The following is a 26,673-nucleotide window of genomic DNA, read 5'->3' as shown; positions in this document are numbered from 1 at the left end:
CAAGTCCAATCTCAAGGTCAACTGCTATGCCATTGGCTGAGACTTCATGCGCCAAGCCGCAGCGCATTGTAATTTTAATCTCCGGTCGTGGCTCCAATATGCAGTCTATTGTTAATATGGCAAAAGATCGCAGCGACATGGACGTGGTCGCTGTGATTGCGAACCGTGCCGACAGTGCCGGTCTACGCTGGGCCGAGGAGCAGGGGATTGCCACCGAGCTACTGGCTCACCGTGATTTTAGTGAGCGTTTGGACTTTGACAGAGCTTTGATGGCGCGTATTGACACGTATCAGCCTGACTGGGTGATTTTAGCCGGTTTTATGCGGATTCTGACCGATGAGTTTGTTACCCATTATATGGCTAAACTAATCAATATCCACCCTTCGTTGCTGCCACTTTTCCCGGGATTGGATACTCATCAACGCGCATTAGATGCGGGTTGTACTGCTCACGGCAGTACGGTACACTTTGTGACCCCCGAGTTAGATGCAGGGCCTACCATTGCTCAGTCTTTGGTGCCGGTCTTGCCGAATGATGATGAAACCAGTCTGACTGAGCGCGTGTTAAGCATGGAGCACACACTTTATCCGGCAGTCGTGCAATATTTGATTAGCGGTGATTGTTATTTGGATGAGCAGGGTAAGGTACAGTGGGCCAAGCCGGTGCAGCGTATTTTCGCTCACTCCGCCCTAAAAGATTTTATGAGTAATGAAGATGGTCGATAGAAGAAAAAAACCGAGCGTAAGTCGCGCTAAGCGCCCAGTCCAGAAAGGTGCAGCGGCCAAACAGGTTCAAGCTGTTGAACGTAGCGCAGCAGATTTTGCCAATGCGCGTTTGCAACAGTTGCAGCGAGTCTTGGTTGAGGTACTTAAGTTTAAATATCCGGCCGATGCCGTGTTGTCGCACTGGTTTAGAGAAAATCGTGCACTCGGTTCACGTGACCGTCATGAGATTTCAGAGACTGTATTTGACATCTTACGTCATTTACGTCGCTATCGACATTTTGCTCAGAGCGGTGAGGGTAGTGAGTTTAGACGTCTTGCCTTATTGGGCTTGTTAGCAATTAATGGTCCGGAGTACCTCGATGAGGTCTTAACTCCTTTTGAAAAAGAGTGGTTGGCGCGTATTAGCCAGTTGGATTTAGCGACCATGCCTTGGGAGGTGCGTCATAGCTTGCCTGATTGGCTAGCAGTCAAACTCCGTGACTTTAATCAAGCTGATGAGTTGGTAGATGCGTTAAATACTAAGGCACCCTTGGATTTACGAGTCAATCCGCTCAAGACGGATCGAACCGCCATTCTAAAAAAGATGTCTGACCGTCCCTATAGTCCCGGTCAGCCTGTTGCTACACCGTACTCACCTTGGGGGATCCGCTTATCTAAAAAACCGGCGGTGCACCATTGGCCTTTATTTAAAGACGGTAGTCTTGAGGTGCAAGACGAGGGTAGTCAGATTCTCTGCGCCTTAGTAAGTCCCCGCCGTGGTGCCATGGTTATTGATTTTTGTGCCGGTGCGGGTGGTAAAACCTTATTGCTAGGTGCCATGATGCGATCCAGTGGGCGTATTTATGCCTTTGATGTATCAGATGCACGTTTGGCGCGAGCGAAACCGCGTTTAGCACGTAGCGGTCTATCTAATGTCACCCCGGTAGTGATCGCCAATGAAAATGATCCGCGCGTTAAGCGTTTGGCCGGTAAAGCAGATAGAGTGTTAGTTGATGCGCCATGCAGTGGTTTAGGCACCTTGCGCCGTAATCCGGACATGAAGTGGCGCCAGAGTCCCGAGGGCATTGCTGAGTTTGTTGATTTGCAACAGCGAATTTTGCAAAGCGCTGCACGCTGTGTCGCGCCGGGTGGGCGCTTAGTTTATTCGACTTGCAGTATTTTGCCTGAAGAAAATGAAGCACAGATAGAAGCCTTTTTAGCCAAGAACCCGGACTTTACACTGATTAATGCGATTGATGCCCTAGGCGATCGCATTAAAGGTTTAGAGATGGCAGATGATTATCTGCGCCTAAGGCCGGATGTGCATGGTACAGATGGTTTCTTTGCGGCTGTTTTAGAGCGTCGTACCGCTGAATGATGTATGCTGTTATTTTATACAGTAATTTAGAGATTAATAAGTAGATATGCTAGAGCAATTAAACGATGAGCAACGCGCTGCGGTTACCACCGATGCACAGCACATTTTAGTGTTGGCGGGTGCCGGCAGCGGCAAGACCAAGGTGTTAACCAGTCGCATGGCGTGGTTACTCCAGCAGGGCTTAAGTCCTGCTTCTCTGATGGCGGTGACCTTTACTAACAAGGCAGCCAAAGAGATGCTCTCACGTTTGGCTGCGATTACCCCGCTCAACACGCGTAGTATGTGGATCGGGACCTTCCATGGTCTCTGCAACCGGATGCTGCGCATGCACTATCGTGATGCCGGTTTGCCACAGCAATATCAGATTTTAGATAGCGGTGACCAGCAATCTGCCATTAAGCGTTTACTTAAAAATCACTCCATCGATACGGAGAAATTCCCGGCCCGTGAAGTACAGCGTTTTATTAACTCTCACAAAGAAAAGGGCGAACGTGCCACTGATATACAGGCTTGGGATCCGCATAGTGCAAAGCTAATCGAGGTTTATCAGCTCTATGATGAGCAGTGTCAGCGAGAGGGCGTGGTAGATTTCACTGAGCTGCTCTTACGTTGTTATGAATTGCTCAGTCGCAATCAATTGATTCGTGAGCATTATCAGCGACGCTTTCAGCATATCTTGATTGATGAGTTCCAAGATACCAACGATCTGCAATATCGCTGGTTATGTTTATTGGGAGGTGGTGGTGCCTCTTTATTTGCTGTGGGTGATGATGATCAGTCTATCTATGCATTTAGAGGGGCCAATATTGACAATATGATGTCTTTTGAGCGTGATTATGCCAAAGGCAGTATTGTTCGCCTCGAGCAAAATTATCGATCCTATGGTCATATCCTTAATAGTGCCAATGCTTTAATCAAACATAACCCTAACCGTCTGGGTAAGGCACTCTGGACCGAGCGAGGCGAGGGTGAGCCCGTGCGCATTATGGAGCTTGATAGTGAGCAAGAGGAAGCACGCTGGGTGACTGACGAGATTCGTTCCTTAATCAATGACGGGATGGAGCGTCAGGAAATTGCCATTTTATATCGTAGTAATGCCCAATCGCGTGCCTTAGAACACGCCATGTTTAACGCACGGATACCGTATCGCGTCTATGGTGGTACGCGGTTCTATGAGCGTCAAGAGATTAAGCATGTGATGGCGTATTTGCGTTTAATTGCGAGCCTGGATGATGATACCTCCTTTTTACGTGTGGTTAACTTCCCCGCTCGTGGGATTGGCGCCCGTACGATAGAAACACTGAGCGATCATGCGCGTGAAATTGGTTGTAGTCTGGCCAATGCCGTTGGAGCAGTGAGTGGTCGGGGGGGTAATAGTCTAGCTAGTTTTATTGCCTTGATTCACAGTATGCGTAAGGTGGCAGAGGATGTGACCTTACCCGAGCTAATTCAGCATGTGATTGAGCATGCCGGCTTACAGCGTCATTATGAAAATGAGCGTGAGGGTGAGGATCGTCTTAATAACTTAGAGGAGCTGGTTAATGCCGCTCAAGTCTTTGTCTTTGAAGAAAACTTCGAAGGTAAAAAGGCCTTGGAAAAGGTTAAACAGGTCGTTGCTGATGTGGAGTTTGCCGTTGAAGAGACTAGCGCGTTAGCGGAGTTTCTATCGCACGCCTCGTTGGAATCCGGTGATAATCAAGCCGATCGAGGTGAAGAAGCGATTCAGCTGATGACCATTCATGCGGCCAAAGGGCTCGAGTTTAATGCCGTGTTCTTATGTGGTCTTGAGGAGGGATTATTCCCTCATGAAAATAGTCTGCTAGAAGAAGGTGGTTTAGAGGAAGAGCGTCGTCTGATGTACGTCGCGATTACCAGAGCACGCGAACGGCTATATATTACGATGGCACGTAGTCGCATGCTTTATGGTCAATCACGTTATGCCGTACGTTCAAGTTTCTTAGATGAGATGCCCGAGGAAGCACAAAAATGGTTATCTCCAAAGGATGTGAGCTATTATTCAGCCCCTCGTGGACCAAGTAGTTGGAGTGGCGGTTCCATGACCGGTCGTTCGAGTGGTGCAGGTTCCGGCGTGGGCTTTCCTAGCGGTACGGTAGGAGCAGGGCGTGCAGGCTATGCTAATGCGTCGCTTAGTTCAGGCGTGCAAGTAGGTGATAAGCTATTTAAAATAGGCCAAACCGTAAGTCACGCTCGTTTTGGCCAGGGGGTGGTGATGCAGTTGCAGGGGCAAGGCACAGAAGCCACTGCACGCATCTTTTTCTCTGAGCATGGAGAAAAGACGCTGGCCTTGGGTGTGGCCAAACTGGATATCGTTTAGGAACTTTATCCTTATCCGCGTTTCTAAAGAGCATAAAAGGAGTGATAAAAAGATGCTTACATCGCTAGCTAGGTTGATTGTTGTGGTTGCTGTGTCTATACCGGTACTGACTGCATGTGGTTCACAGTCACATATGCGTCGTCCGGTGAGTAATTTACATTATTCAGTTGATGAGCCATCTGCTACGTCGCACAAGACAGCCTTGGGTGGTAATTCTAACGTACAAATCTATGGTACGGTCAATGCCGGTTACGGCCATTCAAGTACCAAGACGCGGGTTCGACACCCTGATGGTACGACCTCAACCTATCGATCCAGTCGCACCGGCACGCATAGTTGGTAATTCTATTTCATAAAAGTTAAAGGGCTGCTTGGAGTCATTTCCAAGCAGCCCTTGTGTTACTTGACATAAGCTATAAGAATCGCAGCTTAGGCGCTAGGTGGTACATAGCCTTGCGCTTCAATGTCCTGATCTTCAAATAAATAGCTTTCCATTTGGCCGGTTAGGTATTTGCGGGCGCGCGCATCGGCTAGGTTCAGATGGTTTTCATTAACCAAGCGCGTTTGAATTTCGATCCAGTCTTGCCAAGCTTGTTTGGAGATGTTTTGCCAAATTTTAACGCCAAGCTCACCCGGGTAAGGAGGGAACTCTAAGCCCTCTTTTTCTTCTTTGTATTTAAGACAGTTAACTAAACGGGTCATATTAAATTCCTGATTTAAAGTTTTTGAAAAAAATCAAACTGTTGCGGTTACGATTGTAATTCAACTGTTTTGACTTAGGTAAATCACTGACTGTGCCTTGGGTAAAGCCTCGCTTGATAAACCAATGTGAGGTGCGGGTAGTTAACACAAACATACGCTTTATACCCTTGGCTTTAGCCTTGTTTTCAGCGTGTCGCAGTAGCATCTCGCCATCACCGGCAGTCTGCCAGTCAGGGTGGACAATGAGGCAGGCCATCTCTGCCATCTGCTCTTCGGGATAAGGGAAGAGAGCAACACAACCGTAAATAACACTATCGTGCTCAAGTACTGTGAATTTCTCAACATCGCGTTCGATTTCGCCGCGTTCGCGAGGCACTAGGGTGCCATCGGCTTCCAGTGGTTGAATGAGGCTAATAATGGCACCGATATCGTCGACTGTGGCCGGACGTAAGCGATCCAGAGCATCTTCAACCACCATGGTTCCTACACCGTCGTGGGTAAAGTACTCCAGTAGCAGTGAGCCGTCGATTTCAAATGGAATCAAATGGGCACGCTTCACACCAAGGCGTACCGCTTCATTGGCCCATTTGAGGTAGGATTGAGTCTGCGGATCTAAGGTCTGTGCAGTTACTAATTTCTCAGCTTCCTCACGTGCTAATTCAGTGATTAGTACACCCTCGGCGTCCCGAACACGGTTGTCCTGAGTGACAAATAGCAGTTTATCTGCTTTGAGTGCGCCGGCAACGCTTGTCGCGAGCTCCTCCATCGCTAAATTAAATGCTTCGCCGGTCGGTGAAAAGCCGATAGGTGAGAGCAGAACAATGGCATTGAGTGATAACGCTTTGCGAATTGAGTCTAAATCAAACTTACGGACCTTGCCCGTATGCTTATAGTCAACCCCATCGACAATACCTACCGGTTGCGCTGTCACAAAATTGCCGGAAATGATATGAATTTGTGAGTTAGACATGGGGGTATTGGGAAGTCCCTGACTAAATGCCGCCTCAATATCTAAGCGAATTTCGCCGGCCATTTCCTTGCAGCACTCAAGGACATCAGCAGGAGTGGGCTCAATCACCCCACGTTGTAATTGCTGGTCGATGCCTTTGAGGGTAAGCTGCTGATTAACCTGGGGGTGGGAGCCATAGACAACCACTAACTGCACACCCAGCGCACTTAGTAAGGATAAATCAATTACCAGATTATTGAGCTTAGACGCTTCGATAAGCTCGCCGCCAAAGGCTACGACAAAGGTCTTGCCCCTAACCTCGCGCATATAAGGCGCAACCTCCCTGAACCATCGCACGAATTGCGTGGGGGCAAACTCAGCGGCTTCTAGCGCAGAAACAGTTTCAAATTCCTGGGAGTTGGACATGGGTGCTTAAACCTCGTAGCTAATAATGTAATTGACTAACCTTTAATTTTAGCTCAATTTGCACTCTTGTATAATCTTAACAAGGCACAATCTACTAAGCCCTAAAGACCTTATAAAAAATACCTAATTAAATACTTAATTATCAGCAAGTTAATATGCAAAAAACACAAGACCGAGCTAACTCGGATCTTTCCAAAAAAAACGTTGCCAATCGTATCTTACCAAGCATTGATTTCCCCAATGATTTGCCGGTAAGTGAGCGCAAAGAAGAAATACAACAAGCACTGGAGCAACATCAAGTCATTATCGTCGCCGGAGAAACGGGTTCAGGTAAAACCACGCAATTACCAAAAATTTGTTTAGCCATGGGGCGTGGCCAAGACAAAATGATAGGCCATACGCAGCCGCGCCGGATTGCAGCCGTATCGGTCGCGAAGCGTATTGCCCAAGAGCTCAAAACAGAGGTTGGGCAATGGGTAGGCTATCAGGTGCGTTTTAGCGATAAGACAGGTCCCCGATCAGCGATTAAACTGATGACCGATGGGATCCTCTTAGCTGAAACGCAACGCGACCCACTCCTGAAGCGCTATGACACGATCATTATTGATGAGGCACATGAGCGTAGTTTAAATATTGATTTTCTTCTGGGCTTTTTAAAAAACCTGCTACCTAAACGCCCTGATTTAAAAGTGATCATTACCTCGGCCACCATTGATGCTGAACGTTTTGCAGAGCATTTTAAAGCAGACAATGGACAACCGGCCAAGATCATCGAAGTGACAGGTCGTATGTACCCGGTCGAGGTGCGTTATCAATTGAAAGACGGTCTAGCAAGCACCACGGATGACGACGATGATGCACAAGAACAAGCCGATCTTCCTGAGATGATTAGTGATGCGGTGGCAGAATGTATGCGCAGCGGTCCGGGAGATATTTTGGTGTTCTTGCCGGGAGAGCGAGAAATCCGTGAGGCGGTTGATGTGCTACGAAAACCCGGTCAGGCGACGCTAGAGGTGTTGCCGTTATTTGCGCGTATGTCACAAAGTGATCAGGAGCGAATTTTTCGCCCGACGACCAATGTGCGTCGTGTGATTTTAGCGACCAACGTGGCCGAAACCTCCTTGACAGTTCCCGGCATTCGCTTTGTGATTGATAGTGGTTTGGCGCGTGTAAAGCGCTATTCATGGCGTAACAAAATTGAGCAGTTGCAGATTGAACCGATATCTAAGGCTGCTGCTAATCAGCGAGCGGGGCGTTGCGGACGTTTAGGTCCCGGCGTGTGTATTCGCCTTTATTCCGAAGAGGATTTTTCAAAGCGTCCGGACTATACGGATCCGGAGATTTTACGTTCTTCCTTGGCAGCGGTCATTTTACGTATGAAGGCTTTACGTTTACACGATATTGAAGCCTTTCCTTTTGTTGATAAACCGGCAGGTCGGGCGATTGCTGATGGCTATCATTTGCTGCAGGAATTGGGCGCACTCAACGAGCATAATCGTCTAACTCAAATCGGTAGAACCATTGCGCGTTTGCCGTTGGATCCTCGGATTGCTCGTATGATCTTAGCCGCCAAGGATAATAATTGTCTGACTGAAATGACGATAATTGCTGCGGCCATGTCTGTCCAAGATCCTCGAGAACGACCTTTTGATGCACAAGAAGCCAGTACGCAGGCGCATGCTAAATACAAAGACAAAGACTCAGAATTTATTTCCTATTTAAAGCTTTGGTCTTGGTATCAAGAGCAATACGAGAATCGAGAGTCCAATCGTAAGCTACAGCGTCAATTGCGCAAGGAGTTTTTATCACCGGTGCGGCTACGTGAATGGCAGGATATTCATCAGCAATTAAAAACTTTGGTACAAGAGCAAAAGTGGCGATTTAATCAAGCGGAAGCCACCTATGAAGAGCTGCATCGCTCATTATTGAGTGGTTTATTAGGCAATCTCGCTTTGCGTACGGAGACCACTCGAGAATATGAGGGGGCGCGTGGGATTCGTTTTGTTGTGCATCCCGGCTCGTATTTACATCGTACCGGAGCTAAATGGCTGATAGCAGGCGAATTAGTTGAAACTACCCGCTTATTTGCTCGTACTGTGGCAAGAGTAGAGCCCCAGTGGATCGAGCAAGTGGGCCGTCATTTGTTGCAGAAAATGTATTCTGAACCACACTTTGACCCTCGCCGGGGGCAGGTGATGGTATATGAGCGTGCTACGCTCTATGGGCTGCAAATTTATCAAGGCCGTAAGATAGGCTATGGGCGTTTGGATCCAAAGCATGCCCGAGAGCTATTTATACGTGAGGCCTTGGTCGAAGCGAATATTAAAAACCCTTTGCCTTTTTTAGCGCATAACTCACGCCTTGTCAGGGAAATTGAGCACTTAGAGCATAAGTCACGTCGCCAGGATATTCTGGTGGACGATGAGCTGATTTATCGCTTCTATGATCAATATATTCCGGCCGATATGTACCAAGTGGCGACCTTAGAGCATTGGTATAAGAGTTTGTCGGCAGAAGAAAAGGCTCGGCTGGAGCTTAATAAGGATGAGCTGATGCGTCATGAGGCAGCCGGCATCAGTACAGAGCAGTTTCCGAAGCGCTTGGATTATGATGGTTTAAGCATGCCTTTGTCTTATCATTTTGAGCCCGGTTCACCTAAAGATGGCGTGACGGTTGACGTCCCGGTCTATGTGCTCAATCAAATTGACCCTGTGATGGCTCAGTGGCTAGTGCCGGGTATGCTTAAAGAAAAGGTCGAATTGTTATTACGTTCGTTGCCACAAAGGCTACGACGTCATTGTGTGCCGATTCCGGACTATGCGTCGGGCTTTGTGGATACGGTGGCGGCAGAGCCGGAGCTCAAAGAAAAGCCATTATTAGAGGTGTTAATTGATGATATTTGGCAGCAAAAAAGGATCCGCGTTAAGGCGGCTGACTTCAAAGAAGAAACCATTCCACCGCACCTATCGATGATTTTTAAAGTGGTAGATGAGCACGGTCGTATGCTCAGTTCGAGCCGCAACCTGGCACTTTTAAAAGCTGAGCATGCGCCGGTTGCACAGGAGAGTTTTAGGCAGTTGTTGGGTAAAGATCAGACAACAAAAGAAACCTTGGAGGACAATCTCCACATCACTAGTTGGAGTTTTGGTGAGTTACCCGAGATTCTGGAAATTAAGCGTGGCCGTCAGTCGATGGTCGGTTTTCCGGCCCTGGTTGATCAGGGTGAGGATTGTCGAATTGATGTGTTTGATGAGCCTCAAGAAGCATTATCAGCTCACCGAACGGGTTTGATACGTTTATTTAAAATTGCCCTTAAAGAGCAAATTCGTTATCTTTCCCGTAATCTAAAAGAGCTGCCACAATTAGGTATGCTCTATATGACGTTGGGCACCCAAGAAGAGCTTCAAGAAGAAATCATTGATTGTGCGTTGATCCAATCTTGTTTGGCACAGCCTTGGCCAACAAATGAGCAGGAATTTAATGAGCGTATTAAGGATGCCAAGAGTCGATTTGGTCTGCTGTTGCAAGAAGTGATTCGTCTGTTACAACAAATCATGAACGAATGGGCGCTGGCCTTGAAAAAGCAGCATCTGATCAAAGCGCACAAGGCAGTGTATGAGGATATTCGCCAACAGCTTAATGGCTTGATTTACCCTGGTTTTTTAAGTCGTGTAGAATATGCCACTTTACAGCATTACCCTCGCTACCTAAGAGCGGTACAATTGCGTATTGATAAATTAAAAAATGACCCTCGCCGCGATGAGCAATTGATGCAAGACGTACAGATGTTGCAAACTAAGTATCAGCGTCGTTTAGCCCAGCTTAAGGGCGTGCGGGATCAGCAAATGGATGAGTTTGCCAATCTATTGCAGGAGCTTAGAGTGGCTTTATTTGCCCAAGAGTTACGTACGTCAATGCCGGTCTCAGTCAAGCGACTGGAGAGAGCGTGGCAAAGCATGTCATATTAAAGAAGTTTTAGAGAGTAAGTTATGTCCGATACCATGCTTGCCGCTGCAGATAGCAGCGCGGCTGAAGTTCAATCCACCCCGGCCTTTGTGCATCTTAGAACCCATTCAGAGTATTCAGTCGTCGACGGTACGATTCGAATAGGGGAATTGATTAAGCAAGCGAAGCAATTTAATCAACCGGCGTTGGCTCTGTCGGATTTAGGTAATTTATTTGGCTACATTAAGTTTTATCGAGCAGCGCGTGGAGCCGGTATTAAGCCAATTGCAGCGTGTGATTTCTGGATTGATAATCCGGATGATGAGAAAAAGCCTTTTCGTTGCCTCTTAATTGCTCGCAATCACAATGGCTATTTGCAACTGTGTGAGCTTATCTCTAAGTCGTGGATTGATAATGCCCAAATCGATCGCGGTCAGTTGAAGCCGGCGTGGTTAGAAAAGCCTGAAGATACGGATGGCCTGATTCTGTTGTCAGGTGCCCGTCAGGGTGATATTGGTCAAGCGCTGGAGGTCGGACGCTTCGAGCAGGCGGTGAGAATTGCCGAACGTTGGGCTAAGTATTTCCCTAATCGATTTTATATTGAATTACAGCGGGCAGGTTTTGATGGCGATGAGCGTTATGTTCAAGAAGCCCTTAAAGTCGCCCAACAAACAGGGCTACCGGTCGTCGCTACACACCCCGTGCAGTTTTTAACCCCTGATGACTTTGATATTCATGAGGTGCGTGTCTGTATTGCCCATGGTGAAGTACTGGCAAATCAACATCGTCCTAAGCGTTTTAATCCTCAGCAATATTACTTAAGCTCCGAAGAGATGCTGAAAAAATTCAGCGATATCCCTTCAGCGACGATTAACGCCGTAGAGATTGCTAAGCGCTGTAATTTAACCATTGAATTAGGTACGCCTAATTTACCGGACTTTGAAACCCCGGAGGGGATGACGCTGGGTGAATATTTAATTGAGCTGTCACACAAGGGCTTAGATGGGCGGTTAGAGTTTCTTTATCCGGATCCGGAGGAGCGTGCTAAGCAAGATCCCGTATATCGCGAGCGTTTGGATCTTGAGTGTAAAATTATTATTGATATGGGTTTCCCAGGTTACTTTCTCATCGTTCAGGATTTTATTAACTGGGGGAAGTCCAATGGTGTACCCGTGGGTCCCGGTCGCGGTTCCGGCGCTGGTTCATTAGTTGCTTATTCTTTAGGTATTACCGATCTGGATCCGATTCGCTATGACTTACTATTTGAGCGATTCCTAAATCCCGAGCGTGTTTCCATGCCTGACTTTGACATTGATTTTTGTCAGGATAAGCGTGAGAAAGTTATTGAGTACGTCAAGGAGAAATACGGTCGTGCAGCGGTCAGTCAGATTGCTACCTTCGGCACCTTAGGTGCAAAGGCTGTCGTGCGTGACGTCGGTCGCGTGTTAGAAATGCCGTACTCATTGTGCGACGGTCTATCTAAATTGATTCCCTTCAATCCGGCAAAGCCTTGGAGTCTTAGTGATGCCATGGAGGGCGAACCTGAGTTTAAGCGTCGTTACGATGATGATGAAGAGGTTCGATCGATCGTCGATAGCTCATTACCGTTAGAGGGCTTAGTCCGTAACGTAGGTATGCACGCCGGGGGCGTTTTAATTGCTCCGGGTAAGTTAACCGACTTTTGTCCTTTATATTGTCAACCCGGACATAGTGGTAGCGTTGTATCTCAGTATGATAAGGATGATGTCGAGGCGGCAGGTCTGGTTAAGTTTGACTTCTTAGGCCTACGTAACCTGACAATTCTTGATTGGGCCGTACGCTATGTCCAGCGCTTTAATCAAGGTCAGGAAGCCTTTGATATTATGGCGGTGCCCTTAGACGACAAGGCGACGTATGATTTATTGTCCGAGGGTAATACAACCGCCGTGTTCCAGCTAGAGTCCCGAGGCATGAAGGAGCTCTTACGTAAGCTGCTACCTTCGACTTTTGAGGACGTCATTGCGGTTTTAGCCTTATTCCGTCCGGGTCCTCTTGACTCCGGAATGGTAGATGATTTCGTCAATCGTAAGCACGGACGAGCAGAGGTTGACTACTTTCATGAGGATCTGACCAGCACCCTTGACAGTACCTACGGGGTGATTGTTTACCAAGAGCAGGTGATGTTAATCTCCCAAATTATCGGGGGATACAGTTTGGGTGGTGCGGACCTGTTACGCCGCGCGATGGGTAAGAAAAAACCCGAAGAAATGGCGGAGCATCGCAAGCTCTTTGAAGCCGGTGCCATCAAAAAGGGTTATGATGGCGAGATGGCTAAGAACCTCTTCGACTTGATGGAGAAGTTCGCCGGTTACGGTTTTAACAAATCGCACTCGGCTGCTTATGCCTTAATTTCCTATCAAACCGCTTGGCTTAAGAAGTATTATCCGGCAGAATTTATGGCCGCTACCTTATCCTCGGACATGGATGATACGGATAAGATTCAGATATTCTGGCGTGACTCTTTAGACAATGGTTTGACTGTTTTACCGGTCGATATTAATCATTCTCAATATCGCTTTGAACCGGTGCCTGATAAGCACCTTGAAGAAAAAGGCAGTATTCGAACTATCCGTTTTGGTATGGGCGGAGTCAAGGGAGTCGGTGAGAGTGCGATTGAAAATATCTTAGCAGCACGCAATAGCGATGGTCCTTTTGTGGATTTGTATGATTTTTGTTCCCGCATTGATCGCCATACCGTCAACAAACGGGCGATGGAAGCATTAATTAGAGCCGGTGCCTTTGATAGCATTGAAACCAATCGCCGTGCCTTATTAGAAAGTCTGCCCATGGCCATTGATGCGGCCGAACAAAATGATCGTAACGCAAATCAAGTATCGCTATTTGGCGATGACTCAGGTGATATCGTCGCTCACGAGATTCAGAGCATTAAGCCTTGGACGCTTTATGACATGTTGATTGAAGAAAAAAAGGCCTTGGGATTTTATTTTAGTCATCATTTGTTTGACGTATGGCGCGATGAGGTCAGACGTTTTGCACCGGCGCCATTAGCCAATCTAAAAGAATCACGGAGTACGCAATGGGTTGCCGGGGTATTGATCGCTACCAGAGCATTTCAACTAAAAGATAAAGATGACAGACTGTATTTCTTATTAATTGATGATGGCAGTGCGCAAATTGAAGTGACTTGTGATTCGCATTTATATGAAAGTTGTCGTCATCTTTTCAATGTGGATGATTTATTGCTGGTTGAAGCACGAGTTTCACGCAGTAAGTTCAACAACACCCTTCGTATTAATGCCAATGCATTTTATAATTTACAGTCTGCTCGTGAGTCGGTGGCCAAGGATTTAAGCGTGGTATTAACAGAGCCGATTCCTGCCAAGCAATTGCATGTATTGATGAATCCATACCGTGCTGAGCCCGAAAATGGTTTTCATGGTGTGGCGGTTAGGTTTTTATATCATCCTACGACGCATATTTCTTGTGAAATACAGTTAGGAGAAGAGTGGCGTGTGCGGCTAAACCCACAATTTTTGGAGGGATTGGCTGCCCGCGCAGAAATTGCTAGCTTTGAAGTAAATTATTAGTTAATTTATTACCTATTAAAAATAAACAAGCCCCAGGATATGGCAGAATTTACCCATTTTTTTAGTAGCTATCTCGTTTCACTGATTGTTCCGCAGAATTTAGCCCTGTTTTTATTTGTGCTGGGCGTTGTGTTTTTTTTAATTCGTTTGAGGCGTTTAGCTATGGTTTTCATAGTGATTGCCGTCGTTTGGCTGGGGCTTTGGTCATTACCGATTACGTCGATTAAAGTAGGGTCATTTTTGGAAGAGCAATATGCGATTGCGAGTGTTGAAGAAGTGCCCCACGCCGATGCGATTGTCGTTCTAGGTGGCAATACCGCGTCCAATAGACTAAATTGGTTCCAAGATGATGTGGGTAGAGATTTGACTCATCGCCGTTTAGATACGGCTGAAGCCTTGTATGCGGCAGGCAAAGCCCCTTTAATTATCGTCTCAGGTGGGGCAAATGCAGGCACAGTGAGTGAGGCACGAGGTATGGAGTCCAGTCTGTTAAGCCTAGGCGTACCGGCTGAGGCGATAGTTCGTGAGGACAGTAGCCAAACAACAAGAGAAAATGCTCTCTATACCAAGCGTAAGATGGAAGAACAGGGTGTTGACTCAGTATTAGTGGTGACCTCAGCGTTGCACATGCCGCGTGCCATGGGCGTATTCAAGAGCTTAGGTATTAAAGCCTATGCTGCGCAAAACCCACCACAGATCCAAATGCCGTCCAATCAGCTGGACTTTAATCCTTATTTGCCAAATATGCGCGCCTTATCTGCCAGTCGCTCAATCATCAAAGAATATTTGGGTTATTGGGTATATCAATTGAGAGGGTGGATTTAGTTAGGTCTTGCCTTGTGCTGAAGGATGCCTTCAGCAGTTGACAAGACTTCATCCAGCGTCGACCAACGGCCTATTTCTCCGAGCGTTAATGCGCTAGTGGACCAAGGTCCGGTGTGCTCAATTTCACTCACGCCAATCAAGGTGATTTGTTTAGCCGTAGCCGCTGCGCTGAGATGCGATACGCCTGAGTCATTACAGATAACGAGCGCGGCTTCGTTGAGTAATGCAGTAAATGGTCCTAAGGCCAGTGGCGGAAGAAGTTCTGCTGACATTGCATTGTTTCTGGCTTGGTTAATTTCATTGGGGGGTGGGCACATAATCACTCGATGGCCTAGGCGCTGAAACGCTTGCGTCAATTTTTCATAATCCGGCCAAACTTTACTTTTTCCATGATGTAGTCCGCCCGCGGTCGGCGCGATTACAATAAAACCATTGCTTTTTAACTCATGTTGCGACATGTAGACATTTTTTTCAGCGATATGCTCGTCGGTAAAGGGTAGTAAAATACGTTGATTTGGTTGAGCAGAGCAGCTAAAACCCCAATAACCCAATGCAATTCGCGTAAGATGATGCCAAGAAATCACGTTGTGTGGTCTGGGTTTGATTTTAGTGACCGGCCATCGTAGTAGCAGGGAGCGACCATCATCTTTGTAGCCGGCACATGGCAGACCGGCAAATTTGAACATTAATGCCGCGGTTAGCGAATCGGGAATCGACAAGGCAACTTCTTTATGGGGTACAGGGGTGCTTTTGCGATAATCACGGATTTTTTGAGCGTCGTCACGCCATTGACCACTCAGTGCTAAAAATTCAATATCAGATTTTTTGGTATAGGCAGCCAGTAAATTTTCAGCCCAAGGCTTAGCACAGATAACAACCTTGGCCCCCGTATTAATAACGGCATTGAGTGACGCAAGGCTCATACAAACATCGCCTACCCAATTTGGTAAACGAATAAAAATTCTTGATATTTTTTTCATAAGAAATATGCGGTGATTAAGCAACTAATGAAACTTTACACTTTTTTTGCCCCAGCCGTTAAAATCACGGTTAATTATTAATAATAAGGTGATGTGACTTGAGCGATATTGAAAAACTAAGTAAGGAAGAGCAAAAGGCTGTTCGACGACAGTTGTGGCGCCGAATTTTTGAGCGCGTAGGAACCTTTTGGAAGTTTTTAGCTGTTTCTGTGATCTGCACGATGATCGGCTCAGCTACTCAACCCGCGTTGGCGTATTTGATGAAGCCATTACTGGATGAGGGATTTGCCGGTAGTCGACCTGATTATATCTGGCTTATGCCGTTGTCAATTATTGGCTTGATGTTGATTCGTGGAGTTTTTAACTTCTGCGGTGAGTACCTCATGGCCTGGGTTTCCAATAAGGTCTTATTCGGTGTCCGTGCTGAGATGTTTCAAAGTCTTTTGTATATGCCGGACACAGAGTTTCAAAAGGGTGATAGCGGGCGTTTACTTAATCGATTCACAGTAGATGCCGGTAATGTCACGCAATTAGCAGCAGAAATTGTCACGAATTTAGTCCGCGAAGTCTTTGTCGTGATTGCCTTAGTCGGTTTGTTGCTTTATTTATCATGGCAACTTACGCTGATCATCATGCTGATTTTTCCTTTTTCAGTGCTTGTAGGGAGTTATTTTTCTAAGCGTTTACGGACAATTAATCGTCGGACCTTAGATATGAATGCTAGCCTGACCGCGACGGTAAGAGAGGGTATTGATGCGCAGCGAGTGGTCAAGCTGTTTGACGGCTATGAGCGCGAGAGCAGCCGTTTCACTAGCGTGAACAAAGGCTTGCGAGCTTATGCGATGCGAGCGTCAGTGGCTGATGCCGTTATGTCCCCCTTGACTCAATGGGTCATTTCCTTTGCTGTAGCAGCAGTGTGCAGTGTGGCGTTATATCAAGCTGAGCGTGGCCTGACGCCCGGTGAGTTTGTGGCATTTATTACGGCACTTGGTCAGATTTTTGATCCGGTACGACGTTTAACTAAACTTGCCAGTAAGTCTCAAAAAATGATGGCGGCTGCTGAGAGTGTCTTTAAGTTAATTGATACAGAAAAAGAAAAGGATCAGGGCACCAAGATTTGCCAAGTCAAAGAAAATTCAGTGATTGATTTTCAAGAGATTGACTTCCGATTCAATGAGAGCAGTGAGCAAGTACTCAAAAACCTATCATTTACAGTGGAGGCAGGTCAAACGGTGGCTTTAGTCGGACGCTCAGGTAGTGGCAAAACGACCTTGGTGAATATGCTGCCACGTTTTGTTGAACCCACCAGTGGACAAATCACTTTAGACGGCACGCCGATCAATGACTTCACATTAGCCAGTCTGCGTCGTAACTTATCCCTCGTCAGTCAGCATGTTGTGCTTTTTGAGGGATCCATTGCAGACAATATCCGTTATGGTTCAAATCAAGACGCCGATGATGAGGAGCTTCGTGCGGTACTTGAAGCCTCCAATTTATGGGGGTTTGTGCAAAGTCTACCTGAGGGTATCAACACGCAGATTGGTGAGAGCGGTTCGTGGTTATCCGGAGGGCAGCGTCAACGCCTAGCCATTGCTCGGGCACTTCTTAAAAATGCCCCGATTTTGATCTTAGATGAAGCAACTTCTGCACTGGATAATGAGTCCGAGAAGCTTGTTCAAGACTCCCTAGAGCGCTTGATGAAAGGGCGCACGACCTTTGTGATTGCTCATCGCTTATCGACGGTTAAAAATGCCGATAGAATTTTAGTGCTTGATGATGGTGTCATCATTGAAGATGGAAGTCACGAGGCACTCTTGAAAAATAGCGGATTGTACCAATCTCTTTACGAAATGCAGTTTAAAGAGAATTAATCTTCCTTTTTAAACAATTGCACCAAATTCAAAGCCCCGTAAGCCAATGACATCGCCTGAGTTTCACGGTATGATGAAGTGATACGGGGTAATTTTTTTCGGAGAATAACTATGACTACTGCCAAGAACCACACCATTGAGAATTGGGGCTATGAGCATCCGGAGGTCAAAGGCCCTAATGCACTGATGTTTTTTACCTGGGATTTATCAAAAACCATTGAAAATGCTTTTCAGGATGCTAACGAAGAAAATCTTGAGCAATACGTTATGCAAGCACAAGCATCTGTTGATCGATTACTTAGCCGCTATGTAGAAATCGGTGCTGATCCGGAGGTGTTTGATGGGCAATATATTAACCTCAGCATTGAAAAGCGCGATGACTCAAATAGCGCGCTCATTGCTTTAGAAACCTCTCCTCAGCTAGAAGAAAAGATCATTGAGATGCAGTCTCGTGTACAACCCGGTCACAGCTAATTTGCTTTGTAGTGCCGGACAACATCAAAGGTGCCTTGTGTTTAAACGGCACCTTTGAACATTTAAATCAGATCAAGATAATATCGTACATTTCCTGTGAATAGTTATTATCAACTTCCAAGCTAATTGGTTTACCAATAAACTCATCCAGCATAGCTAAAAAAGCACTTTCCTCATCAAGCAGCAAATCAATCACATGTGGGGAGACAATTAATCTAAACTCCTTTGGATTAAACTGCTTCGCCTCACGCAAAATCTCACGCATGATGTTATAGCACACCGTACGAGCGGTTAATATATTACCTCTGGTTTGACAAGTGGGGCAGGGTTCACAGAGTAGGTGGTGGAGTGAGTCACGTGTGCGTTTACGCGTCATCTCAACTAAACCTAAACTGGAAAAACCATTGACCGTGGTATGAGTACGGTCACGAGCCAAGGCTTTTGTTAACTCGTCTAGTACGGCTTCTTGGTGTTCGGCATTGTCCATATCGATAAAGTCAATAATAATAATGCCACCCGTGTTACGTAGACGCAATTGCCTAGCAATGGCTAAGCTTGCTTCTAAGTTGGTTTTAAAAATGGTGTCGTTAAAGTTTCGATATCCGACATAGCCACCGGTATTGACATCAATGCTGGTCAACGCTTCATTGTGATCAAAAATTAAATAACCCCCAGATTTTAATTCGACGCGTCGCGATAGGGCGGCTTGAATTTCTTCTTCGACATTTGCCAGATCAAACAAAGCACGAGGACCGGTGTAGTGATTGATTTTGTCTGCGACTGCCGGTGTATAGATTTCGGCCCATTGCTTAAGGCTTTGGGTAACGGTACGTGAATCAATTTCAATGCTCAGTGTGTTTTCATTGGCAAAATCACGTAACACACGTTGTGCTAAAGTTAAGTCTTCATAAAGCATAGCGGGGGCACCGTGCCTTTTCATACCATCAATAATTTTTTGCCAACGTAGACTGAGGTACTCTTGGTCGTTTTTGAGCTCTTCATCAGTCGACCAACCAGCTTGCGTTCTAATAATATAGCCACCTTTTTCATCAGGGGACATTAAGTTTTGCACGCGTTGTTTTAGCTTTTCGCGCTCCTCTTCAGAGTCAATTTTTTGAGAAATACCAATGTGTGGCTCGTGTGGCAAATACACTAAAGAACGACCGGCAATGCTGATTTGGTTGGAAACGCGGGCGCCTTTGGTGCCGACGGCGTCCTTTATCACCTGTACTAATAGCGTTTGTCCTTCAAATAACACCTTTTCGATTTGTACCTGTACGTTATCGTTTTGACGACTGACGCGATTTTCTCTTAAATCAGCTAAGTGAATAAAAGCCGCGCGCTCTAAGCCAATATCAATAAAAGCACTTTGCATACCCGGTAGGACACGCGATACCTTACCTAAGTAAATATTACCGACATTGCCCCGTTGGTTGCTCCGCTCAAGCTGGATTTCCTGTACTGTGCCTTGTTCGACAATCGCCACACGAGTTTCAAAGGGAGTGACGTTGATTAAAATTTGTTCGTTCATTAACTTAATATACTATCTATTTGATTGACTAATATCTTAGCGTATGTGAGGTGGCTTTGCTTTATCATCGCTTTGAAGTCCTTTATCCGGATGATAAATTTTCTTTAATTCAGTATCATTAGCAGCTTTGATATGTGTTAAAGCTTAAAAGAAACCATGAATATAAAAGCAGCACTGAAAGGATTACAGGATGGCTTACCCATTGTCTTAGGTTATGTACCTGTGGCGATGGCTTTTGGAATAAGTGGGAGTAGCTTGGGACTCAAAGCCAGTGAGATTTCGTTGACCTCGCTGATAGTGTATTCAGGCGCAGGGCAGTTCTTTATTCTTGCCGCGATGAAAATAGCGACACCTTGGCTTATGATTGTTGCGTTGATTACCTTGCTGAATATGCGTCATTTATTTTATGGCCCCATTATCAGTACGTATTTACCAGAGTCGTTAAGGCAACGCTTAGCTGTGGCTTTTTTCTTAACAGACGAGGTGTTTGCCACGGCGTTTCATCGTTTCAAGTATATAAAAGACGCCGACCGTATCGCATGGTTTTGGGGCCTAGGCGTGACCGCTTGGCTCTCATGGGTGGGCGGTACGATATTAGGGCTAATTACCGGTGAGCAGCTGCTTGCTCATTATCCCTTATTGGAACAAGTGCTGAAGTTTTCTTTGCCTGCGTTGTTTGTTGTGCTAACGGTAATAAGCATCCATCGCCAGATGTTACTTGCGTTGATCGCAGCGGCGATGGTCAGTTTGTTGGTTACCTTAAGTGGCTACCCGTCCTTAGCTATCTTTGCGGGCGCGATGAGTGCTTTTGTACTGTATCGGCCAAAGGGGAAGCGCCATGAATAATGGATTTTTATGGACAATTTTAGCCTTAGCAGTGATTACTTGGCTTACGCGTGCCTTACCCTTTTTCTTAATGAGTCGAAGCAAAAAGAAGATTAACTTTTCACAGGGGCGTTTGCAAATCTTGGGACCTGCTTTGTTGCTTTCGACAACTGTCGTTGTGTTGACGGGCGAAATTCGAGATTTAATCAGCAATGCCGCTTCATTGTGGCCCTATCTTATTTCCGTAATTGCAGTAATACTCGTGACACGTTGGAAAAATAACATTGGTTTATCGGTATTAGCAGGACTCATTAGCTATGGTCTATGCCTGTTAATATGATAAAAACGGTCCCTTAATGATTGAACATCATTAAGGGACCGTTTTTTGATTGCTAATAGGTGGCAAAACCTAAGTACTCCGGCAGCCATAAGGTGATTCCCGGAAATACCATAACGATTAAGAGGGCAGAGAACATAGCCAGCATAAATAACATGGCCCAGCCAAAGGTATGCTCCAAACGAATATTTGCTACCTTGGTGGTTACTAATAAGTTAACGGCAACGGGAGGAGTAAATTGGCCAATAGCAATGTTCATTGCTAATAAAATACCAAACCAGACGGGATTCCATTCAAAATGATTAATTAATGGAATCAGTACCGGGGTCAAAATTAAATAAATTGAAATGGCATCCAATAGCATGCCGGCAAATAAAACCAAGATCATAATTAAGATCAGCAGGACCCAAGCGTTATCTGAGATGCTTAACATGGCCTCCGCTAATTTGGTAAATGTCCCCAACGTGGTACCGGCCCAAGCAAATATACCTGCTAAGGCAATGATCAATAAAATGATGCCTGACAGCTTTGCCGCTTCGTTGAACATGTCAAATAAACTACGCCAAGTGAGTTGACGGTAAACGACAACGCCGATAAAAAGACCATACGCAACAGCGACTGCTGCTGCTTCGGTTGGAGTAAATAGACCGGATCGTAGCCCACCCAAAATGATAACCGGCGCGAACAATGCCGGTAAGGCCTTGATAAAGCTTTGTCGAAAAGGTGGCCTTTCAATGGCGTCAGTTTCACTTTTTTCCCAGCCACGTATACGAGCAATGAAGTAGCAAGGAATTAAAATAGAGATACCGGCTAAGATACCCGGGAAAAGGCCTGCAGCAAAGAGTGCGCGCAAATCCATGCCGGGCAACATGACTGAATATAAAATTAAGGCAATAGAAGGTGGGATTAAGATAGCAGTTGAGGATGAGGCCGCGATCATAGTGGCTGAGAAAGCGCGTGGATAGCCGGCCTTAGTCATGCTGGGCAACATCACCATGGCAACCGCTGCTGCGTCTGCAGGGCCTGAGCCACTCATACCTGCCATAATCAAACAGACCATCACCACGACGAGTGTCAGGCCACCCGGTCTTCGTCCGATAATGGATTGGGCAAAGGTGACCAGACTTGCAGCAACCCCAACACGTTCAAAAACAATACCTGTCAAAATAAATAATGGAATAGCAATTAATGGATACTTAGCCACACTGTTATAGGTGTTAGTACCCAGCGTGGCCAACATGTCCGGCGAGAGTCCGAAAATAATACCGACGGCACCGCCTATCCCTAGGGAATAGGCGACGGGCATACCAATCATTAAACATAGGGCAAATGACAGCAGCATAAATAAATCAGGACTCATGATGTGCCTCCTGAGTGCGGTTAGTCATGAGTTCAAGCCAATGTTGAGTCGTACGGTAGATGATGGCAACGGATAAAATAGGTAACCAAATCAAATAAATCCAGTTGGGGTGACCCAGTCCCGGGGAGAGTGAATCATATATATACTCCTCCCATGTCAGTTTGCCGCCATACCAAGTCACTAAGCACAGGACAATCAGCGCGCCAAGCCATTGAATGGTATAGATTACATACCTTGATTTTTTACCACAGTGGTGCTCTAGTAGACTGATTCGAATATGCTCATTGCGTCTGGATGCGGCTGAGGCTCCGGCAAAAGCCAGTACGACCATTAGAAAAATAGAATATTCCTCAGTAAAGGCAAAGGACATATCGGTGATGTAGCGGATAACTACATTGGCAAAACTGATAATACAAATTAGGGCCAGGGCAATGACTCCAAGTGAGGATTCAAGACGCGTTTTTTTGCTTTTAGACATAGTGTTTCAAAAATGAAAAGGCGCAGCTTTTAGGCTGCGCCGCAGAGTAAATAAGAGCTTAGCGTTCGGCAATTGCTTTTTGGGCTGTTTCAACTAACTCTTTACCGATGCGAGGAATCCATTTGTCATAAACGCCTTTAGTAGCATCAACAAAGGCTTGATGTTGTTCAGGAGTTAATTCATTGACCTCAACGCCGCGCTCACGAATTTGTGCGAGTGTTTCTTCCAGTTCAGAACGTGATTTTTCAATACCCCATTGACCGGCATCATAAGCTGCCTGCTTTAACATGACTTGATCTTCTTCGTTGAAGATTTTCCAAACACGCTCGCTGACACCGAAAATAAGAGGATCATTCATATAGTGCCATAAGCTTAAGTACTTTTGATTAGCGCGCTCAGCACGTGCAGCTGAAAACACAGAAAGTGGGTTCTCTTGACCGTCAACGGCACCTGTTGTTAGAGCAGGCATAGCATCAGCCCAACTCATTTGTGTTGGGTTTGCACCCAGTGCATTGAAGGTATCTAAGAACAGAGGTGAGCCGACAACGCGGATTTTCATTCCCTTAAGATCGGCCGGCATGGAGATGGCTTGTTTAGAATTAGAGATTTCGCGGAAGCCGTTTTCTCCCCAAGCAAGAGGAATGACACCTCGTTTTTCAATGGCTTTAAATACGGTCTCACCGGCTTCACCCTGAGTGATGGCATCGACTGCTGCATTGTCTGGCATTAAAAAAGGTAGTGAAAAAAGATTAACTTCCGGTACTTGTGGTGACCAATTAATTGTAGAGCCAACTGCCATATCAATTAAGCCGCTACGCATCGCTGAGAATTCTTTGGTTTGGTCGCCTGAGACTAACTGTGCATTTGGGTAAACCTTGAGCGTAATGCGACCGTCGCTACGTTCTTTGACCAGTTCGGCCCATTTTTCAGCCATTTGACCCCATGGATAGGCATCACCAAGGACGGTAGAAACGGAGTACTCTTTGCTTTCTTGTGCAAATGCGGCAGTCCCTATCGTGGCTGACACGGCTAATGAAGCCATTCCTAAGTTAAACCATTTTTTTAGTTGCATCGTTAATCTCCAAGATTTTGTCGTTTTAAGATTTAGATTGTGCCGTAGTCATGTCGATTTGTGTGATGAATGGCTTATGAACTAGGGTTATCTTTAATATAATTCGTTGTATTAATGGTTCACCATGGCGACTGGGTGTTTCACATAGAAGAATTAGGGCGATTGCTGAAGCGTTTGCAAAATCGTAATACAATAAATGATTCTAAATTTGATTTATATATAAAGAGGTGCCGGTGAGCGGTTCTGATACAGATACAACTTATATCTCGAATGTCATACGCAAGCGCATAACAACAGCAGGTGCTCGTTTCAATGCCAATGACAACATCGCTGAGTTTATCGAAGATGGCGAATTAGAGTTACTACAGCAAGAAGTAGAAAAGAAGATGACTGAGGTCTTAAAAAGCCTGGTTATTGATATTGAGACAGATCACAACACACAGGAGACCGCTCGTCGCGTCGCCAAGATGTATGTGCGTGAGGTGTTTGCCGGTAGATATCATAAAATGCCGCCAATTACTGAGTTTCCAAATATCGAACAGCTTAGTGAGTTGATTATCATTGGTCCTATCCAGGTCCGTAGTGCATGTTCACATCACCTTTGTCCGATTATGGGTCAAGTTTGGGTAGGTGTATTACCTGACTCAGACTCCAATCTTATCGGTTTGTCCAAATATGCACGCCTGACGCAGTGGGTGATGGGGCGTCCGCAGATTCAAGAAGAAGCGATTGTGCAACTGGCTGATCTGTTGGTCGATAAAATGAACCCCCGAGGCTTAGCGATTGTGATGAGAGCTGATCATTTTTGCATGCAATGGCGTGGCGTCAAGGATATGAATTCAAAAATGATTAATAGTGTGATGCGTGGCGCCTTTTTAAAGAATTCAGACTTACGCAAAGAGTTCTTAGACTTATTAACAAAAACAGAGTAGGGTAGTAGTAATCAATGAGCAATTTAATAAATAAAATCGCCGTGATGGATGGAGACGGTATTGGCCAAGAGATTATTCCGGAGGGCTTAAAGGTACTGGAAGCAGTACAAGAGCGTTTTAATTTAAACCTAGTCTTTGAGCATTATGACTGGGGCGACTGTGATTATTATCTTAAGCATGGTCAGATGCTGCCCGATAATTGGTTTGACACCTTAAAAGATTATCAGGCAATTTTTTTTGGGGCTGTGGGTTGGCCGGACAAAGTGCCTGATCACGTATCACTGTGGGGCTCGTTACTGCAATTCAGGCGCCAGTTTGATCAATACATCAATTTACGTCCAGTGAAGTTATTCGAGGGAGTGCCTGCGCCACTCGCTAAATTTAAGCCAGGCGAGATTGATTTTGTTGTTGTACGTGAAAATACCGAGGGAGAGTACTCGTCTATTGGCGGCATCATGTTTGAAGGCACTGATAGAGAGTTTGTGATTCAGGAATCTATTTTTACACGACACGGGGTAGACCGCGTCTTAAAATTTGCCTTTGAATTAGCGCAAAAGCGTGGCGACAAAAAATTAACCGCAGCGACGAAGTCTAATGGTATGGCGATTAGTATGCCGTATTGGGATGCGCGTGTTGATGAAATGGCTAAGAGCTATCCTGATATAGCCTACGATAAGCAGCATATTGATATTTTATCGGCACGTTTTGTTTTAAATCCCGATCGCTTTGATGTGGTCGTGGCTTCAAATTTATTTGGTGACATCTTATCTGACTTGGGGCCTGCGTGTACCGGTACGATTGGGCTAGCCGCTTCAGCTAATCTAAACCCTGAGCGTACATTCCCGTCTTTATTTGAACCGGTTCATGGTTCCGCCCCGGATATTTACGGTCAAAAAATCGCTAATCCATTAGCAACGATTTGGACGGCAGCAATGATGTTGGAGTTTTTGGGTAATGGTGATGCAAATTATCAAGCTGCCCATGACTTAATTGTAGAGGCGATCGAAGCCGTGCTTGCAGACAAAAATGGCCCTAAAACACCGGATTTGGGTGGCAAGGCCAATACTAGTGACTTAGGTGATGCAGTCGTAGACTATATTAAGTCTCATTAAGCGGTAGATAAAACGGTGTGATTTGATTTTGCACCGTTTTTTTATTTATTAATATAGAAGCTTATATTGATCCAATGTCATAGGACAATTGTAAAAATCGCATAAAGACATAGCAAAATAAAAATAATGGTGTATCATTAAAGGTCTAGATTCTGAATATATGACTCTTTGATACTTGTTAAAATTATTTGTTGCCAAAACACACAAGTTGCTTGACAGGTTGAGTTAGATGGTTCATAATTCATCTCTTTCGTTGCTCACGCATTAGGGAAATCCCTAAGGGCATAAGAAGCTGAAAAGCTGTGAGTGATGAAAAGCAACATCGATTTATTGGTTTTTAAATTATTTTTAAGTTTTGATAAAAAGGTGTTGACAAGAAGGTTTGGATGCTTCATAATTCATATCTTTCGTCGCTAAGGCAGCTGGGGTTATCCCGGTGGTTGGTAAAAAGAAACTTTAAGTTTTTTGCGACAAAACAACACTTCGATTAAGTTTTTAAATTAATTTAAAGTTTTTAATAAAAAGTGTTGACAAAGAGATTTAGATGAGTCATAATTTAAATCTTTGCTGCTCACGAAGCACTAGTTAATAAGTTCTAGTTTTTATTATTAACGGCGGATGTGACAGGGTGATGACAACAAATTAATTGATTAAATGGTGCATCGTTAGGATGCAATTTAGTTTGATTAATTACTTGGTTGAAATCAGCCAATATGTTCTTTAACAATTTAACAACCGATAAGTGTGGGCACTTGGCATAATGTGCAGTCACCGTTTCACGACGGTGAGCCAAATAAATTATGTTTTAAGTGCTTATACTTAAGTTATGAAGAAATAGTAAGGTTTGATA

Annotated in this window: 20 protein-coding genes; 13 read left to right on the top strand and 7 right to left on the bottom strand. The window is 45.4% G+C overall.

Features of this window, described 5'->3' with window-relative positions; translation table 11 throughout:
* Positions 1-26: 26 nt before the first annotated feature.
* From purN to B092_RS0106350, 4 genes are read left to right on the top strand one after another with little or no spacing between them, the layout of a single operon-like run.
* Positions 27-725, top strand: coding sequence for a phosphoribosylglycinamide formyltransferase (purN, locus tag B092_RS0106365; RefSeq protein ID WP_018574418.1), 699 nt, complete (start codon positions 27-29; stop codon positions 723-725).
* Complete coding sequence (locus B092_RS0106360; RefSeq protein WP_018574417.1) at positions 709-2,082, top strand: RsmB/NOP family class I SAM-dependent RNA methyltransferase; 1,374 nt, start codon at positions 709-711, stop codon at positions 2,080-2,082. The genes purN and B092_RS0106360 overlap by 17 nt, the downstream gene beginning before the upstream one ends.
* 46 nt (positions 2,083-2,128) lie before the next feature.
* Positions 2,129-4,417: a UvrD-helicase domain-containing protein gene (locus B092_RS0106355; protein WP_018574416.1), complete on the top strand. Its 2,289-nt coding sequence runs from the start codon at positions 2,129-2,131 to the stop codon at positions 4,415-4,417.
* Between the two features lie 52 nt (positions 4,418-4,469).
* Positions 4,470-4,760, top strand: a complete 291-nt coding sequence (locus B092_RS0106350) for a hypothetical protein (RefSeq protein ID WP_018574415.1) — start codon at positions 4,470-4,472, stop codon at positions 4,758-4,760.
* Between the two features lie 86 nt (positions 4,761-4,846).
* Here B092_RS0106350 and B092_RS0106345 read toward each other — a convergent pair whose 3' ends face one another.
* Both B092_RS0106345 and argA read right to left on the bottom strand, forming a co-directional pair.
* On the bottom strand, positions 4,847-5,119 hold the full coding sequence (locus B092_RS0106345; protein WP_018574414.1) for an oxidative damage protection protein: 273 nt from the start codon (positions 5,117-5,119) through the stop codon (positions 4,847-4,849).
* A gap of 1 nt (position 5,120) precedes the next feature.
* Positions 5,121-6,494 (bottom strand): amino-acid N-acetyltransferase, encoded by a 1,374-nt coding sequence (gene argA, locus B092_RS0106340; RefSeq protein ID WP_018574413.1) that lies wholly within the window; start codon positions 6,492-6,494, stop codon positions 5,121-5,123.
* Positions 6,495-6,649: 155 nt separating this feature from the next.
* Between argA and hrpA the strand changes: the two genes are divergently transcribed.
* Genes hrpA through B092_RS0106325 form a run of 3 tightly spaced genes read left to right on the top strand, consistent with a single transcriptional unit; the run spans position 6,650 to position 14,851 of the window.
* Entirely contained in the window at positions 6,650-10,462 is a 3,813-nt protein-coding gene (gene hrpA, locus B092_RS0106335) for an ATP-dependent RNA helicase HrpA (protein ID WP_018574412.1), read from the top strand.
* 21 nt (positions 10,463-10,483) lie between these two features.
* Positions 10,484-14,026: a DNA polymerase III subunit alpha gene (gene dnaE, locus B092_RS0106330; protein ID WP_018574411.1), complete on the top strand. Its 3,543-nt coding sequence runs from the start codon at positions 10,484-10,486 to the stop codon at positions 14,024-14,026.
* Positions 14,027-14,065: 39 nt separating this feature from the next.
* Positions 14,066-14,851, top strand: coding sequence for a YdcF family protein (locus B092_RS0106325; protein ID WP_018574410.1), 786 nt, complete (start codon positions 14,066-14,068; stop codon positions 14,849-14,851).
* Here the strand turns inward: B092_RS0106325 and B092_RS0106320 are convergent.
* Positions 14,848-15,774: a glycosyltransferase family 9 protein gene (locus B092_RS0106320; RefSeq protein WP_018574409.1), complete on the bottom strand. Its 927-nt coding sequence runs from the start codon at positions 15,772-15,774 to the stop codon at positions 14,848-14,850. The genes B092_RS0106325 and B092_RS0106320 overlap by 4 nt on opposite strands.
* Before the next feature lie 155 nt (positions 15,775-15,929).
* On the opposite strand from B092_RS0106320, the gene msbA reads away from it, so the two are divergent.
* Both msbA and B092_RS0106310 read left to right on the top strand, forming a co-directional pair.
* Complete coding sequence (gene msbA, locus B092_RS0106315) at positions 15,930-17,702, top strand: lipid A export permease/ATP-binding protein MsbA (RefSeq protein WP_018574408.1); 1,773 nt, start codon at positions 15,930-15,932, stop codon at positions 17,700-17,702.
* A 111-nt stretch (positions 17,703-17,813) separates the two neighbouring features.
* Entirely contained in the window at positions 17,814-18,176 is a 363-nt protein-coding gene (locus B092_RS0106310; protein ID WP_018574407.1) for a hypothetical protein, read from the top strand.
* Between the two features lie 67 nt (positions 18,177-18,243).
* Here the strand turns inward: B092_RS0106310 and rng are convergent, their stop codons facing one another.
* Positions 18,244-19,707, bottom strand: a complete 1,464-nt coding sequence (rng, locus tag B092_RS0106305) for a ribonuclease G (RefSeq protein ID WP_018574406.1) — start codon at positions 19,705-19,707, stop codon at positions 18,244-18,246.
* Positions 19,708-19,863: 156 nt separating this feature from the next.
* Between rng and B092_RS0106300 the strand changes: the two genes are divergently transcribed.
* Both B092_RS0106300 and B092_RS0106295 read left to right on the top strand, forming a co-directional pair.
* A complete protein-coding gene (locus B092_RS0106300) occupies positions 19,864-20,553 on the top strand; it encodes an AzlC family ABC transporter permease (RefSeq protein WP_018574405.1) in 690 nt (229 codons plus the stop codon).
* Positions 20,546-20,872, top strand: a complete 327-nt coding sequence (locus B092_RS0106295) for an AzlD domain-containing protein (RefSeq protein ID WP_018574404.1) — start codon at positions 20,546-20,548, stop codon at positions 20,870-20,872. The genes B092_RS0106300 and B092_RS0106295 overlap by 8 nt, the downstream gene beginning before the upstream one ends.
* 52 nt (positions 20,873-20,924) lie before the next feature.
* Here the strand turns inward: B092_RS0106295 and B092_RS0106290 are convergent, their stop codons facing one another.
* From B092_RS0106290 to B092_RS0106280, 3 genes are read right to left on the bottom strand one after another with little or no spacing between them, the layout of a single operon-like run.
* Positions 20,925-22,229 carry a TRAP transporter large permease gene (locus tag B092_RS0106290; RefSeq protein WP_018574403.1) on the bottom strand — a complete coding sequence of 435 codons (1,305 nt, stop codon included), beginning with the start codon at positions 22,227-22,229 and terminating at the stop codon, positions 20,925-20,927.
* A complete protein-coding gene (locus tag B092_RS0106285) occupies positions 22,219-22,707 on the bottom strand; it encodes a TRAP transporter small permease (RefSeq protein ID WP_018574402.1) in 489 nt (162 codons plus the stop codon). The genes B092_RS0106290 and B092_RS0106285 overlap by 11 nt, the downstream gene beginning before the upstream one ends.
* Before the next feature lie 58 nt (positions 22,708-22,765).
* Entirely contained in the window at positions 22,766-23,779 is a 1,014-nt protein-coding gene (locus B092_RS0106280) for a DctP family TRAP transporter solute-binding subunit (RefSeq protein ID WP_018574401.1), read from the bottom strand.
* Positions 23,780-24,012: 233 nt separating this feature from the next.
* Between B092_RS0106280 and folE the strand changes: the two genes are divergently transcribed.
* Both folE and B092_RS0106270 read left to right on the top strand, forming a co-directional pair.
* Positions 24,013-24,711, top strand: a complete 699-nt coding sequence (folE, locus tag B092_RS0106275; protein ID WP_018574400.1) for a GTP cyclohydrolase I — start codon at positions 24,013-24,015, stop codon at positions 24,709-24,711.
* Between the two features lie 14 nt (positions 24,712-24,725).
* Positions 24,726-25,823 carry a tartrate dehydrogenase gene (locus B092_RS0106270; RefSeq protein WP_018574399.1) on the top strand — a complete coding sequence of 366 codons (1,098 nt, stop codon included), beginning with the start codon at positions 24,726-24,728 and terminating at the stop codon, positions 25,821-25,823.
* The last annotated feature ends 850 nt before the right edge of the window (positions 25,824-26,673 follow it).

The organism is Oligella ureolytica DSM 18253 (assembly GCF_000373745.1).
Taxonomy (GTDB): domain Bacteria; phylum Pseudomonadota; class Gammaproteobacteria; order Burkholderiales; family Burkholderiaceae_B; genus Oligella; species Oligella ureolytica.
Note: the sequence above shows the minus strand (reverse complement) of the source record. Positions and strands in the feature narration are given on the sequence as shown.

What these genes read in the sequence shown, in the direction of transcription:
- purN (WP_018574418.1), top strand. Translation starts at nt 27, where the DNA reads ATGCCATTGGCTGAGACTTCATGCGCCAAGCCGCAGCGCATTGTAATT.
- B092_RS0106360 (WP_018574417.1), top strand. Translation starts at nt 709, where the DNA reads ATGAAGATGGTCGATAGAAGAAAAAAACCGAGCGTAAGTCGCGCTAAG.
- B092_RS0106355 (WP_018574416.1), top strand. Translation starts at nt 2,129, where the DNA reads ATGCTAGAGCAATTAAACGATGAGCAACGCGCTGCGGTTACCACCGAT.
- B092_RS0106350 (WP_018574415.1), top strand. Translation starts at nt 4,470, where the DNA reads ATGCTTACATCGCTAGCTAGGTTGATTGTTGTGGTTGCTGTGTCTATA.
- B092_RS0106345 (WP_018574414.1), bottom strand. Translation starts at nt 5,119, where the DNA reads ATGACCCGTTTAGTTAACTGTCTTAAATACAAAGAAGAAAAAGAGGGC.
- argA (WP_018574413.1), bottom strand. Translation starts at nt 6,494, where the DNA reads ATGTCCAACTCCCAGGAATTTGAAACTGTTTCTGCGCTAGAAGCCGCT.
- hrpA (WP_018574412.1), top strand. Translation starts at nt 6,650, where the DNA reads ATGCAAAAAACACAAGACCGAGCTAACTCGGATCTTTCCAAAAAAAAC.
- dnaE (WP_018574411.1), top strand. Translation starts at nt 10,484, where the DNA reads ATGTCCGATACCATGCTTGCCGCTGCAGATAGCAGCGCGGCTGAAGTT.
- B092_RS0106325 (WP_018574410.1), top strand. Translation starts at nt 14,066, where the DNA reads ATGGCAGAATTTACCCATTTTTTTAGTAGCTATCTCGTTTCACTGATT.
- B092_RS0106320 (WP_018574409.1), bottom strand. Translation starts at nt 15,774, where the DNA reads ATGAGCCTTGCGTCACTCAATGCCGTTATTAATACGGGGGCCAAGGTT.
- B092_RS0106310 (WP_018574407.1), top strand. Translation starts at nt 17,814, where the DNA reads ATGACTACTGCCAAGAACCACACCATTGAGAATTGGGGCTATGAGCAT.
- rng (WP_018574406.1), bottom strand. Translation starts at nt 19,707, where the DNA reads ATGAACGAACAAATTTTAATCAACGTCACTCCCTTTGAAACTCGTGTG.
- B092_RS0106300 (WP_018574405.1), top strand. Translation starts at nt 19,864, where the DNA reads ATGAATATAAAAGCAGCACTGAAAGGATTACAGGATGGCTTACCCATT.
- B092_RS0106295 (WP_018574404.1), top strand. Translation starts at nt 20,546, where the DNA reads ATGAATAATGGATTTTTATGGACAATTTTAGCCTTAGCAGTGATTACT.
- B092_RS0106290 (WP_018574403.1), bottom strand. Translation starts at nt 22,229, where the DNA reads ATGAGTCCTGATTTATTTATGCTGCTGTCATTTGCCCTATGTTTAATG.
- B092_RS0106285 (WP_018574402.1), bottom strand. Translation starts at nt 22,707, where the DNA reads ATGTCTAAAAGCAAAAAAACGCGTCTTGAATCCTCACTTGGAGTCATT.
- B092_RS0106280 (WP_018574401.1), bottom strand. Translation starts at nt 23,779, where the DNA reads ATGCAACTAAAAAAATGGTTTAACTTAGGAATGGCTTCATTAGCCGTG.
- B092_RS0106270 (WP_018574399.1), top strand. Translation starts at nt 24,726, where the DNA reads ATGAGCAATTTAATAAATAAAATCGCCGTGATGGATGGAGACGGTATT.